Raw genomic sequence first — 13,109 nt, 5'->3', positions numbered from 1 at the left:
TAAATATAGTAACTTTGCGGTTCAATTTTTTTAAAATGATTAAAATTAAAACCAGAGAAGAAATAGAAATTATGCGCGAAAGTGCTTTAGTAGTTTCTAGAACATTAGGTATGCTTGCTAAAGAGGTAAAACCTGGTGTTTCTACTTTATATTTAGATAAACTTGCAGAAGAATTTATACGAGAACAAGGAGCAATACCTGGTTTTTTAGGTTTATATGATTTTCCAAACACGCTTTGTATGAGTCCGAACTCACAAATAGTTCATGGAATCCCAAATAAAACTCCTTTGAAAGAAGGAGATATTATTTCTATAGATTGCGGTGCAAAGAAGAATGGTTTTTACGGAGATCATGCATATACTTTTGCCGTAGGCGAAATAGATTCTAAAATTCAAAAATTATTAGACGTTACAAAAGAAAGTTTATACGTTGGTATTAGAGAATTTAAAGTTGGCAACCGAGTTGGAGATGTTGGTTTTGCAATACAAAATTTTACAGAAAAACATGGTTATGGAGTTGTAAGAGAACTTGTTGGGCATGGTTTAGGTAGAGAAATGCACGAAGATCCAGAAATGCCAAACTATGGTAAAAGAGGAAGAGGGAAAAAATTTGTTGAAGGAATGGTTGTTGCCATTGAGCCAATGACAAATTTAGGAACTCAAAAAATAAGACAACATGCCGATGGTTGGACAATTACAACATTAGACAACAAACCTTCTGCTCATTTTGAACATGATATTGCTATTGTTAACGGTAAACCAGAATTACTTTCTACTTTTAAGTATGTAAATGAAGCATTAGGCATAGTAACTGATGTTGAAGATGAATTTAGAGCAAGTTAATACGTGTCTATATTCAAATCCATATTAAACACAGTACCAAGACCTTGGTTAATAAAAGCAAGTTACTTAGTTAGACCAGTTATTGCATTTACTTTAAAAGGTCATAAATTTACAGATCCTATAGATGGTAAAAGTTTTCGAAAATTTTTACCATATGGTTATGGAAAACAAAGAGAAAATGCACTTTCTCCTTCAACATTATCTTTAGAGAGACATCGATTAATGTGGTTGTTTTTAAAAGATGAAACTTCTTTTTTTACATCAAAAAAAGAACTGAAAACATTACATATAGCTCCAGAACAATGTTTTTTAGACTTATTTAGAAATCAAAAAAATTTAGACTATACTACATCAGATTTAGAAAGCCCCATTGCAGATGTAAAAGCAGATATTTGCAATCTTCCTTTTGAAGATAATACTTTTAATGTTGTTTTTTGCAATCATGTTTTAGAACACATTACAGATGATACTAAGGCAATGCAAGAGCTTTTTAGGGTAATGAAAAAAGGCGGATTTGGAATATTTCAAATTCCACAAGACCTATCTAGAGACGTTACTTTTGAAGATAATACAATAACTGATAAAAAAGAACGTGCTAAAATTTTTGGTCAATACGATCATGTAAGAGTTTACGGACGAGATTATTTTAATAAATTACGTTCTATTGGTTTTAAAGTTGATGAGATTGATTACACAAAAAAAATCGCTCCAGAAAAACTAGAACGATTTTGTTTAATGAAGAATGAAATTCTTCCTGTATGTTATAAGAATTAGTTTCCTCTATATTTTCTTAAGAATTCTCCCATTTTTTCCAATTCTTCATCTCCAATAATAACTACTCCATTTCTCATTATTTGGTAGTTACCTTTACTTAACCTTACTACTTCAGAATCTCCAGTATAACCTGCGAATTCATCTTTAGCTTTACTCACTTTTGTACCGTTTTGATTAATCCAAATCGTTTTTCCTTTCTTAATTGTTTGTGACTTGTTATTGTAAAAAGCACCTATATATTGGGTTCCATTGGCTGTAAAAAGCCTCGTACCATCAATAGAACAAAGAAAAGCATCAATATTGTAATTTCCTTCTAAATAAAGTGGGTGAATTCCACCTCCTAAATGACCTCCAAATACATACCAAGTTTTACCAACTTTTACTTCGCCATCTTTATTATACTTTCCAATGGCATCAGACTTTTTTAAATTTTTAAATAATTCTGTTTGATTAGCAACCCTTACAACCTGTTTTACGTTTAAATCGTAAACCATTGGTTGAAAAGAATTGTTAGGATAAGTTACAAGTCTACCATTACCTCTTGGTAACATAATTTTACCGTAATGTGTAGAAAGTGAATTGAAGTCTGAAGCACTCGGTAAAAGAAATCCAGCTTTATCATTCGTATTAAAACAATAAATTTTATTGGTCTCTTCTTTTTTATTCTTTAAAAGAATAAAGCCTTCTGAGCTTAATGCATCTTTATATTCGATAGCTTCAATTAATATTTTACCTCTATCATCTATAACCCCAAAAAAGTCATCTTTTTGATAAATAGCAATATTATTTTTATTAAAACTATAAATACTATCTACTTTTAAAGTAAGGGCTTCAGATTTATTTTTCCAAACTGTTTTTAAAGAATCTATTCTTCTTAATTCTTTTTCTTTTCTTAAACGCTCTAATTCTGCTGCTTGAATTTTATTCTTTAGAATTTCAATATTTTCTATAATAAGAATTGAATGTTCTGTATTATTTAAATAATCTTCTGATGTAGTATTCTTTTCTAAAAGAAAATACTGTTTAGAATAATCTCTTGCTTTCTCTAAAAATTCTAACTGTTCTTTTTCTGTTGGTCTTTGATGATGAATTTCGAAATAAATTATAGAGCCTAAAGCAGCTACTTTTTTATCTAAAATAGTGTCCATCCTTTTTATTGCTTTATCAAAAGAAATACGAGCACCTTCAAAATCAATATTCCCTGCAGCTTCATTAGCCCTTTTCATATAAGCTTTAGCAATAACTTTATCTGACTGAGCAAAACTTATCGTGGAATATGCAAAAAAGCAGATAAGTGTAATTAATAGTTTATTCTTCATAGCTTTATTCTTCATAGCTTTATTTAGTAGTATAATTTTAAAAACTTAGTTTGGCTTGCAATATAGCAAAAATAAGGATTAATACTCAAAGGTAACATACCTAATTGTAGGTATATGTGGAATATTCGTTAATGTTTCCTTCTAAATCAAAAAATAGCAAAATAACTTTTAATTGATTGTTCTTTTTCAGAAATATTTTTGCTTTTTCTAATCCCATTGCCATTATAGCTGTTGCATACGCATCTACGTCTGCACAATCTGTATTTGCTATTACAGATGCACTTAACAAATTGCTCTCTTTTGCAAAACCTGTTTTAGGGTTTACAGTGTGTACATATTTTTTACCCTCTTTAGAAACTCTAAATTTTCTGTAGTTACCAGAAGTAGCCATCGATTTATTAGAAAGGTTTATCATTTTAAAACCATCGTTGTTTTCTGACTTTACTGGGTTAACCAATTTTATCAACCAAGGTTCATTATTTAATTTTGTTCCCTTAGCTCTAATTTCTCCTCCAATTTCTATTAAATAATTGGCTACTTTTTTTCGTTTAAAAAACGAGCTATTACATCAATTCCAAAACCTTTTGCAATCGAGTTAAAGTCTAAATATATTGCGGGGTTTTCTTTTACAATCTTATTATCTGTTAAGGTAATTTTATCCAAACCAACTAAAAGCATTTCTTGCTTAACTTCTGCTTGGGTAAGGTTTTTTATTTCTTTCTTAGGGCCAAAACCATAAGCATTAACTAAATTACCAACCGTAGGATCGAAAAAACCATTGGTTTCTTTATAGATTCTTTTCGACTTTTTAAAAACTTCAGAAAAAATAGCGTCTACAATAACTGTAGAATCACCATTATTAATTTTTGAAATATCTGAAGTAGGGATATAAGTTGATGTAGATTTATTTACCAATAAAAACAAACTATCTATAGACTTTTGGTAGTTTACATTGGTATTTAAATAAGTAATTTTATAACTTGTACCGAATACGAAACCTTGTAAGGTAAAGTCATTTTTCTTTTTTCTTGATTACAAGCTATTAAAAATATAATAACTGCAACAAAAAGTGCTATTTTTTTAATTTTCATAAATCTAATAATGAATAAACAAAAATAGTACATAAATTTTTCACAAAATATTCTTATTACTACTTTTTGTCTTACGTTTTTGCTAAATTTGTTTCTCGAATTTAATCTTTTAACGATGAAAAAAATATCATTACTATTATTATCTGCAATTTTAGCTAGCTCTTGCGTATCACAAAAAGAGTTTGTTGCATTACAAGAACAACATGACCAAGCTAAAACAGAGTTAGTAAATGTAAAAGCTAGTTTACAAAAATGTTTAATTGAAAATGAAAAAGAATCTACCCAAGTATTTTCTTTAACAGAACAAGTAAAATCTTTAAAAGACGACAAGAAAACAGCTTTAAAACAAGTTGAAAACTTAACGGTTTTAACACAGTCATCTTCAGATAATATTAAAAGTGTTATTTCTCAATTAAGTGAAAAAGACAGATATATTAATGGTGTTAGAAAAGCAATGACCCAAAAAGATTCTTTAAATCTTGCTATTAAATATCACTTAACTAAAAACTTAACAGACGGTATACAGGATAAAGATATTGAGGTTAATGTTGAAAAAACGGTAGTTTTTATCTCTATCTCAGACAAGCTTTTATTTAAAAGCGGAAGTTACAACGTAACAGATAATGCTTATACTGTTTTAGAAAAAATAGCTAAAGTAATTAACGACCAACCTAAAATGGAAGTAATGGTAGAAGGGCATACAGATGCAACTCCAATTAAAAGAAACATCATTCAAGACAATTGGGATTTATCTGCTTTAAGAGCAACTTCTATTACTAGAATTTTACAATACAAATATGGTGTTAAACCTCAAAGATTAATTGCAGCTGGTAGAAGTCAATACATTCCTTTAGGACCAAATGACACTGCAGAAAACAAAGCGAAAAATAGAAGAACAAAAATTATTATTATGCCTAAATTAAATCAGTTTTTTGATTTATTAGAGCAAGATGCTAACTAATTTTTAGTTTTTATAATATTTTAAAACCAACTCTTTTGAGTTGGTTTTTTTTGTTTAAATAGAGTGTTTTTCCTATTGATTTTTTAATTTAAAAAGCCGAACTTCGCTAACTACGAATATAAAACATTCAAACGTTGCATATTCGTGTTAACGTTAGCCACAAGTATACAATACAACAACATTCAGAACTTTTATTTAACTATGATTAATAAAATTAAAGAGTTAGAGAAATTATCCCGCCTTTTAGATCCTAAAGAAAGTATAAGAGAAAAATGGAACTCTGAAGTTTTAGATTATTCCAATATATTCATAAACAACTTGGACACTTCAAAAGCTTTTATACAGTCTAAAAAAAATGGCAAGGATATATACAATTTAGATATTGATGAGCAAGCGATTGAATTAACTTCATTATTAGATAGCACAACAAAAAATATTGACGGAGTTGGTATAAATCCAGCTTCTGGAGGACACATGGGTTACATTCCTGGTGGAGGACTTTATCCTTCTGCTCTTGGAGATTATATTGCAGCAATTAGCAATCGTTATGCAGGAGTATTTTATGCAGCACCTGGAGCGGTTCGTTTAGAAAACATGATTATCAGATGGATGTGTCGTCTAATGGATTATCCTGAAAATTCTTTTGGCAACTTAACTTCTGGCGGATCAACTGCTAATCTAATGGCCTTGGTAACAGCTCGTGAAGTTCATAACATAAAAGCTCGAGATATTGAAAAATCTGTTATTTATCTTACAGAACAAGCACATCATTCCATATTAAAAGCTATCAGAATTTCGGGATTATCTGAAGCCAAGTTAAGATTTATTCCTTTAGACGAAAACCTAAAACTTTCCGCAGAACATTTAGAAAAGGTAATTATTGAAGATAGAAAAAATGGTTTGATTCCTTTCTATATTAATGCATCTTTTGGGACAACTAATACTGGAACAATTGACCCTCTGGAATCAATTGCTGTTATAGCTAAAAAACACAAACTATGGTTTCATGTAGATGGTGCTTATGGTGGATTTTTTAAGTTGGTGAACGAATTAGATTCTAAATTTAAAGGTATCAAAGAAGCCGATTCTATTACCTTAGATCCACACAAAACACTATTTATACCCTATGGAACAGGTGCTATACTTATAAAAGACAAAGAAAATCTATTAAAGGCATATCATTATCAAGCTGACTATATGCAAGATATTATTGGTAAGGAAGATGAAATTTCACCTGCAGACATATCTACCGAACAAACAAAGCATTTTCGAGGGATGAGAATGTGGCTTCCGTTAAAGTTATTTGGTTTAAAACCTTTTAGAGCAGCTTTAGAAGAAAAACTAAACCTAACAAAGTATTTTTATGATGAAATACAAAAAATAGAAAGGTTTGAAGTAGGTCCAGAACCAGAACTTTCTGTTGCTATTTTTAGGTATGTTCCCAAAGATGAAGATGCAAATTTATTCAACAGAGAATTAATTGAAGCCATTCAAAATGATGGACGTATATTTCTATCATCAACGAACATAAATAATGTGTTTTGGATACGAATAGCAATTGTACAATTTAGAACGCATCTTGAACAGATAGATCTTTTGCTCGATATTATTAAAAAATACTTAGATGACACCTTAACTGAATTAAATTAAACCATTGAACAACAAATAACTGAGTTAAAAACCAAACAAATTCTTCATTAAATTTAGGCAATAGTCTTCTAGCATTGTTGAAGTAGAATAAATCTCCTTTGGTCGATTTATTTCCAATTCAACAAGCTAAAATTATCATTATAACTTTTATTTTTTTATTTCACTTTTAAGACTGAAACGTGAGCTTCATCATAAGGAATTCCTGATTTAACTATCGAAAAACATTGTTTTAATAGTTTATTGGAAACTGCGATTAATGCTAGTTTTTTACTCTTTCCTTTGTTGGTTATTCGTTCAAATATTGCTGCACAACCCTTATTATGTTTATAGGCGCTAAAAGAACATAAGAAAAGTAAATTCCGTAATTTTCTATTACCAACTTTGCTTATTCTGGCTCTACCTCTTACACTGCTTCCACTTTCTCTAATTGTGGGTGTTATTCCTGCATAACTACACAATTGTGATGACGTCTCAAACTTCTTAAAACCATCTGTAACTACTATTAAAAACAACGCTGTCTTCAAACCAATACCAGGAATACTTTGCAATAGCGTCAACTGTTTTTGATGTTCTTTCTTTACTAAAGACAACAATTTATGCTCTATTCCTTTTAACTCTTTATCTAAATATTTAAGCGTTCGTTTTAGTGAACGATACACATAAGGTGATGGGATTCCTAAAACTTTTTCGCCGTGAATTTTGTTTTTTGTAGCCGTTCTTATTTTTAATTGATTATCCATCAAGCGAAACAACTGCAAACATTCACTTTGAACATCTGTAAGTGCAGTATAAAAAGGTACTTCTTGGGTTAATCCATAATTACAAGTCGCTTTTGCATCAGCCTTATCCGTATATAATTTATTGCTAGTTTTAGCCTACTTACGAAAATCCTTTCGGATTTTCTATTCGGTTTTTATTTACTAGCTTTAGTGCTTAAAATACGCAACAAACCATATACAAGACCGTTAGCGAACTTACTCCAAAATCTTTGTAAAGTCATCAAAAGCCACATAATAAGGTTGATCTTTAAAAACAGGGTTTTCTACACTTTCAGCATTTGCTATTCCAACGCCAGCAAACCAAACTTTAGCATTTTGTTTTTTTGCATGGTTTTTAAAAGTCTCCATCCAAAGAACATCATAGTCATTTGGGTTCTGAATATTATTAGATGCTCTTACCAATACAAAAATAGTGGGTTCGCCTTTTTTAAACAATACAAACTGAGGATGCCTTTTTAATTGACTATTAATTGCTTGGAACTCGTAACCCATTTTTTGCAATTTTTTACCTACAATATTCATTGCCAAATTATGCAATTCTTGCTTCGTTAAAACTTGCATTATTTTTTCTTTTTCTTATTGCGCTTATTATAATTTTTATCACCTCTAGTTTTTGGTTTCTTATATTTTGCAGCTATTTCCCTTCTATAAGAACCTCCTTGGTTTGTTTTACTATTTTTTTCGCTCTTTTCATGAAAAGCGGGTCCAGGAACATACTCTAAAGTTGTTCTGTTTTTAGATTGCTCTCTATCTTCTTTTGGGCGTTCGTCTTCGGTTAATAATTTAGAAACCTCAACATCTTCATTAAGTTCTAAAACAGGAATTTTATAATTCATTAAAGTCTCAATTCTTTCTTTTGCCTCTTGTTCTTTTTCTGTAGAAAAAAGAATTGTTTTTCCTGCTTTTTCTGCACGACCAGTTCTACCAATTCTGTGCATATAGTTTTCTGGAAAATCTGGTGTATCGAAATTAATAACATGAGAAACTTTATCAAAATCTAAACCACGTGCCATTACATCTGTAGCTAATAAAATTCTGTTTTTACCTTCATCAAACTGTTTTATAGAACGTATTCTATAATTTTGAGTTTTATTAGAGTGTATTACACACATTTCATCGTTAAAACCTTCTTCTAAATGTTTAAATAGTAAATCTGCAGTTCTTTTAAAACCAACAAATATTAACACTTTATGAAACGTTTCTTTATCTCTTAAAAGATTATTTAACAAATTTACTTTTGTAAAAAAGTTAGGAATATTATAAGAAACTTGTTCAATATTATCTAATGGCGTTCCACTAACCGCTACAGAAATTTTCTGAGGTTCTTTAAAGAAATCATAAATTAAGGCATCTACATCATCTGTCATGGTTGCAGAAAACAAAACGTTTTGTCTTCTTTCTGGGATTACATCAAAAATATTCATCAACTGAAAACGAAACCCTAAATCTAACATTACATCTACCTCATCAATTACTAATTTCTGAATAGATTTAAGTTTTAATGCGTTGCTTAATGCCAAGTCATATAAACGACCAGGTGTAGCAACTATAATATCTTGCCCTTGTAAAATGGCTTGTTTTTGGGTATTAATGTTTGTACCACCATACACACCTAAAACACGATTATTAATGTATTTTGATAATTGCTCTATTTGTTCAACTACCTGAATAACCAACTCACGAGTAGGTACTAAAACCAATACTCTTGGGTGTTTTTGTTTAGAAAACTTTAATTCTTGTAAAATAGGCAACATATACGCAAAGGTTTTTCCTGTTCCTGTTTGCGCAATTCCTACAACATCTTTACCCGATCTTACAACAGAAAATGCTTGTTCTTGTATTGGAGTTGGGTTTACAAAACCTAAATCGTCAATAGCATATTGCAATTGATTAGAGATTCCTAAATCTTCAAAAGTCATTCTTAATATTTTTTGCAAAGGTAAGCTTTATAAAACGAGCAGCAATACCTGTTTTGAGAAGGAAATTTTAGTAATTTTGCATTCGAAATTCACACCAATAATGATTACAGATACGCACACACATTTATATTCAGATCAATTTGATAATGATAGAAAAACAATGATTCAACGCGCTAAAGACGCTGGGGTTTCTAGGTTTTTTATTCCTGCAATAGATTCTTCATACACAGAAAACATGTTGTCTTTAGAAAAAGAAAACCCAGATGATGTTTTTTTAATGATGGGTTTGCATCCTACATCTGTAAAAGAAAACTATTTAGAAGAACTAAATCTTGTTAAAGAATGGTTAGAAAAAAGAGATTTTTGTGCAATAGGAGAAATTGGTATGGATTTATATTGGGATAAAACTTTTTTAACCCAACAACAAGAAGCTTTTAGAACGCAAATACAATGGGCAAAAGAAAAAAAGCTACCTATTAACATACATTGTAGAGATGCTTTCAATGAAATTTTTGAAATTTTAGAAGCTGAAAAAAGTGAAGATTTAAGAGGGATTTTTCATTGTTTTACGGGTACTTTAGAGCAAGCAAAACAAGCTATTTCTTACAATATGAAATTAGGAATTGGTGGTGTTGCTACTTTTAAAAATGGTAAAATAGATAAATTTTTAAATGAAATTAATATAAAACATATTGTTTTAGAAACAGATTCTCCCTACTTAGCTCCTACTCCGTTTAGAGGTAAAAGAAACGAAAGCGCCTTTATTACAAACGTTGTTGATAAATTAGTAGATATTTACAACCTTTCTTTTAAAGAAATTGCAGAAATTACAACTCAGAATTCAAAAGATGTATTCGGCGTTTAATGCAAGAAACACAAACCACATATTATAAAACACCTTTAGGAATTGCTAAAATTATAGGGAACGAAAACGGTATTCAATCGGTTTCTGTTTTAAATGATGATGCAATTTCTGATAAATTGTTACATTCAAAAACACCAACTTGTTTACAAGATTGTGTTTTACAATTAGATGAATATTTTTCTGGTAAAAGAATCAACTTTACTTTAAAGTTAAATCCCCAAGGAACCGATTTTCAAAAAAGAGTTTGGGCAGAACTTTTAAACATACCTTATAACAAAACAAGAACTTATTTAGAACAAAGTAAAGCTTTGGGTGATGTAAAAGCAATAAGAGCAGTTGCTTCTGCAAATGGTAAAAACCCTATTTGGATTATAATACCTTGCCATAGAGTTATTGGGTCAGACGGTTCTTTAACTGGTTATGCTGGTGGAATTTGGCGTAAAAAATGGTTATTAGCTCATGAAAACCCGGTAAAACAACAATCTCTTTTTTAATTTTAGAAAATCTAAGTTTTGTTTATTTCTACAATAACTTAAAAGATATTTTTTTATACTAATTAAAATATAAAAAACTATTTTTACTTTATTTCCGTATAGTTCATATATGTACAAAAAGTTTTTTTATTAACTTTCTTCTTCCTTGGTTTTTATATCCAAGCACAAACTAAATCTAAAGAATTTAGATCTAAAACTTTTGAAGTAAAAAAAGATACAATTCAAATAGATTCTATTACAATCAACTCACAATTATTTAAAGTTTTTGACGCTACCAAAAAAAGAATTTCTGAATCTGAATTTAAAATGGATTTTATTGAAGCAACTTTAATTATTGATTCTAAAAAGTACTCTAAAATAACTGTAGAATATTTTAGATTTCCAGATTTTATAACTAAAACATATACTCCCTTTGATGATAAATTAATTATTAAGAAAACCACAAATGAGGGTACATTATATAGCTTAACAACAAATAAAAAAACATCTGAAGTAAAGTTTTTTGAGGGGCTAAAGACAAAAGGTTTTATAACAAGAGGTGTTACTTCTGGAAACAATCAAAACGCAGTAACTAATTCTGCTTTAGATTTAGAAATATCTGGTAAACTATCTAAAGAAGTAAGTTTAAGAGCAAATATTTTTGACACAAACATACCTATTCAAAACAATGGATACTCGCAAAACATTACAGATTTCGATCGTATATTTATAGAGATGTTTAATGATAATTGGCGGGTAAAAGCTGGTGATATTTCTTTACAAAACCAACAAAGCTACTTTTTAACCTTTACAAAACAAGTAGCTGGTTTAAAGGTAGAAGCTAAAATAAATAACAATTTAAAAGTAGCAGCATCTGGCGCTGTTGTAAGAGGAAAATTTAATACTCATAATTTTACTTCTACTGAAGGAAACCAAGGACCTTATAAAATTTATGGCGTTAATAATGAAGCTTCAATTTTAATGATTGAAGGCAGTGAGAGTGTTTATGTAAATGGAATTCAAATTAAACGCGGAGAGAATGAAGATTATATGGTTAACTATAATCTTGGAGAAATTACTTTTAACACAACTTTCCCTATCACAAACGACATGAGAATATCGATAGACTTTCAATATTCTGATAGAAATTATACGCGTTTTATTACCTATGAAGAAGTTACATACAAAAGTGATAAGTTTAATATAGCTGGTTACTTTTATTCTGAAAATGATGCAAAAAACCAACCACTACAGCAAAATCTTTCTATAGAACAAAAACAAATTTTATCTAATGCAGGTAACAATACTAATGCAATGGTTTCTGAAAGTGCATTTTTAGACTCTTTTAGCGAAAATAAAATTTTATACAAAAAAGTTACAACTGGTAATGTAGAGGTTTTTGAATATACTACTGAAGAAGTAGATAATTTATACAATGTTACTTTTACAAATGTTGGTATTAATAATGGTGATTATAATTTAGACCAAAGTATTGCTATTGGGAATATTTTTCTCTATGTTGGTGTAAATCAAGGAAGTTATAAGCCAATTGTTAATTTAGTTGCACCATCAAAAACACAAGTATTTGTAGTGCAATCTGATTACAACCCAAATAAAAGAACACAAATTAATACCGAAATTGCAATTAGTAATAATGATGCAAATTTATTTTCTAGTATAGATGACAAACAGAATATTGCAATAGCAGCTAAAGTTGGTTGGGAGCAAATTTTAATTGATAAAAAATGGCAACTAAAAAGTAACATAAATCATGAGTTTGTAGAGCAAAATTTTAATTCAGAACAAGGTTGGGAATCTGTTGAATTTAATAGAGATTGGAATATACTAACTAATAATGCCACAAAAAATTATTTTCAAACAGAGTTGAGTTTACAAAATAAAAATGATGATATTATTTTGTACAGATTTAATAATTTAAATTATACAGATGTTTTTAATGGTGTAAAGCACGATTTACAATCTAAGTTAACATTTAATAAAACTACTTTTTTTGTAAACAGTAGTTTATTAGAAAACACATCTAGTTTAGAAGACAATTCTTTTTTAGAGCGAAGGCAAAAGCAGAACAAAGTTTTAAAAAATCTTGGATTGGCGCCTTTGTAAACTTAGAAACTAATAGTAGAAAAGATATAAACACACAAAACTTTATCAATACAAGTCATCAATTTAAAGAATATGAAACCTATCTCGGAATTGGAGATTCAACCAAAATATTTGCAAAATTAGGTTTTAATTACAGAAATAATGATAGTATAAAATCAAATCAGTTTACAGAAATAAACAATAGAAAAACATTTTACATTAATAGTAAATTAATTAAAAATAAGAATACGAATCTTAGTGTATTTGCCAATTATAGAATTACTGAAAATAATTTTTCTGAAGATGAAAAAGCTTTAAATTCTAGAATTGTTT

Annotated in this window: 10 protein-coding genes and 2 pseudogenes; 7 read left to right on the top strand and 5 right to left on the bottom strand. The window is 29.2% G+C overall.

From position 1 onward, the window contains the following. The first annotated feature begins 35 nt into the window (after window positions 1-35). Together map and N5A56_RS16010 are read left to right on the top strand one after the other, a co-directional pair. On the top strand, window positions 36-842 hold the full coding sequence (gene map / locus N5A56_RS16015) for a type I methionyl aminopeptidase (RefSeq protein WP_265726445.1): 807 nt from the start codon (window positions 36-38) through the stop codon (window positions 840-842). A gap of 3 nt (window positions 843-845) precedes the next feature. Continuing rightward, window positions 846-1,616 carry a class I SAM-dependent methyltransferase gene (locus N5A56_RS16010; RefSeq protein WP_265726446.1) on the top strand — a complete coding sequence of 257 codons (771 nt, stop codon included), beginning with the start codon at window positions 846-848 and terminating at the stop codon, window positions 1,614-1,616. On the opposite strand, the gene N5A56_RS16005 is transcribed toward N5A56_RS16010, so the two are convergent. Next, entirely contained in the window at window positions 1,613-2,935 is a 1,323-nt protein-coding gene (locus tag N5A56_RS16005) for a hypothetical protein (protein ID WP_265726447.1), read from the bottom strand. The two genes, N5A56_RS16010 and N5A56_RS16005, sit on opposite strands and share 4 nt — an antisense overlap. Window positions 2,936-3,035: 100 nt before the next feature. Further along, window positions 3,036-3,868 (bottom strand): annotated as a pseudogene (locus N5A56_RS16000) (FAD:protein FMN transferase). A gap of 273 nt (window positions 3,869-4,141) precedes the next feature. Between N5A56_RS16000 and N5A56_RS15995 the strand changes: the two are divergent. Both N5A56_RS15995 and N5A56_RS15990 read left to right on the top strand, forming a co-directional pair. After that, window positions 4,142-4,987: an OmpA/MotB family protein gene (locus N5A56_RS15995; RefSeq protein WP_265726448.1), complete on the top strand. Its 846-nt coding sequence runs from the start codon at window positions 4,142-4,144 to the stop codon at window positions 4,985-4,987. Between the two features lie 144 nt (window positions 4,988-5,131). Beyond that, a complete protein-coding gene (locus tag N5A56_RS15990) occupies window positions 5,132-6,637 on the top strand; it encodes a pyridoxal phosphate-dependent decarboxylase family protein (RefSeq protein ID WP_274270553.1) in 1,506 nt (501 codons plus the stop codon). Window positions 6,638-6,792: 155 nt separating this feature from the next. Here the strand turns inward: N5A56_RS15990 and N5A56_RS15985 are convergent. From N5A56_RS15985 to N5A56_RS15975, 3 genes and pseudogenes are all read right to left on the bottom strand, one after another. Continuing rightward, a pseudogene (locus N5A56_RS15985) lies at window positions 6,793-7,497 on the bottom strand (IS110 family transposase); the annotation flags it as partial. 114 nt (window positions 7,498-7,611) lie between these two features. Then, window positions 7,612-7,977 carry a Na(+)-translocating NADH-quinone reductase subunit F gene (locus N5A56_RS15980; protein ID WP_265726451.1) on the bottom strand — a complete coding sequence of 122 codons (366 nt, stop codon included), beginning with the start codon at window positions 7,975-7,977 and terminating at the stop codon, window positions 7,612-7,614. After that, window positions 7,977-9,335: a DEAD/DEAH box helicase gene (locus N5A56_RS15975; protein ID WP_265726591.1), complete on the bottom strand. Its 1,359-nt coding sequence runs from the start codon at window positions 9,333-9,335 to the stop codon at window positions 7,977-7,979. Before N5A56_RS15975 ends, N5A56_RS15980 begins: the two co-directional genes overlap by 1 nt. Window positions 9,336-9,435: 100 nt before the next feature. Here N5A56_RS15975 and N5A56_RS15970 point away from each other — a divergent pair, with 100 nt between their 5' ends. From N5A56_RS15970 to N5A56_RS15960, 3 genes are all read left to right on the top strand, one after another. Continuing rightward, window positions 9,436-10,200 carry a TatD family hydrolase gene (locus N5A56_RS15970; RefSeq protein ID WP_265726452.1) on the top strand — a complete coding sequence of 255 codons (765 nt, stop codon included), beginning with the start codon at window positions 9,436-9,438 and terminating at the stop codon, window positions 10,198-10,200. Next, the gene (locus N5A56_RS15965) at window positions 10,200-10,694 is read left to right on the top strand and encodes a methylated-DNA--[protein]-cysteine S-methyltransferase (RefSeq protein ID WP_274270552.1); all 495 of its coding nucleotides are present in this window, start codon (window positions 10,200-10,202) and stop codon (window positions 10,692-10,694) included. Before N5A56_RS15970 ends, N5A56_RS15965 begins: the two co-directional genes overlap by 1 nt. Before the next feature lie 306 nt (window positions 10,695-11,000). Then, window positions 11,001-12,797 carry a hypothetical protein gene (locus N5A56_RS15960; RefSeq protein ID WP_274270551.1) on the top strand — a complete coding sequence of 599 codons (1,797 nt, stop codon included), beginning with the start codon at window positions 11,001-11,003 and terminating at the stop codon, window positions 12,795-12,797. The last annotated feature ends 312 nt before the right edge of the window (window positions 12,798-13,109 follow it).

The organism is Polaribacter ponticola, from assembly GCF_026191475.2.
Lineage (GTDB): Bacteria > Bacteroidota > Bacteroidia > Flavobacteriales > Flavobacteriaceae > Polaribacter > Polaribacter ponticola.
Note: the sequence above shows the minus strand (reverse complement) of the source record. Positions and strands in the feature narration are given on the sequence as shown.

Excerpts from the sequence above, each read along its gene's own strand:
- map (WP_265726445.1), top strand. The coding sequence starts at position 36 with ATGATTAAAATTAAAACCAGAGAAGAAATAGAAATTATGCGCGAAAGT.
- N5A56_RS16005 (WP_265726447.1), bottom strand. The coding sequence starts at position 2,935 with ATGAAGAATAAACTATTAATTACACTTATCTGCTTTTTTGCATATTCC.
- N5A56_RS15995 (WP_265726448.1), top strand. The coding sequence starts at position 4,142 with ATGAAAAAAATATCATTACTATTATTATCTGCAATTTTAGCTAGCTCT.
- N5A56_RS15980 (WP_265726451.1), bottom strand. The coding sequence starts at position 7,977 with ATGCAAGTTTTAACGAAGCAAGAATTGCATAATTTGGCAATGAATATT.
- N5A56_RS15975 (WP_265726591.1), bottom strand. The coding sequence starts at position 9,335 with ATGACTTTTGAAGATTTAGGAATCTCTAATCAATTGCAATATGCTATT.
- N5A56_RS15970 (WP_265726452.1), top strand. The coding sequence starts at position 9,436 with ATGATTACAGATACGCACACACATTTATATTCAGATCAATTTGATAAT.
- N5A56_RS15965 (WP_274270552.1), top strand. The coding sequence starts at position 10,200 with ATGCAAGAAACACAAACCACATATTATAAAACACCTTTAGGAATTGCT.
- N5A56_RS15960 (WP_274270551.1), top strand. The coding sequence starts at position 11,001 with ATGGATTTTATTGAAGCAACTTTAATTATTGATTCTAAAAAGTACTCT.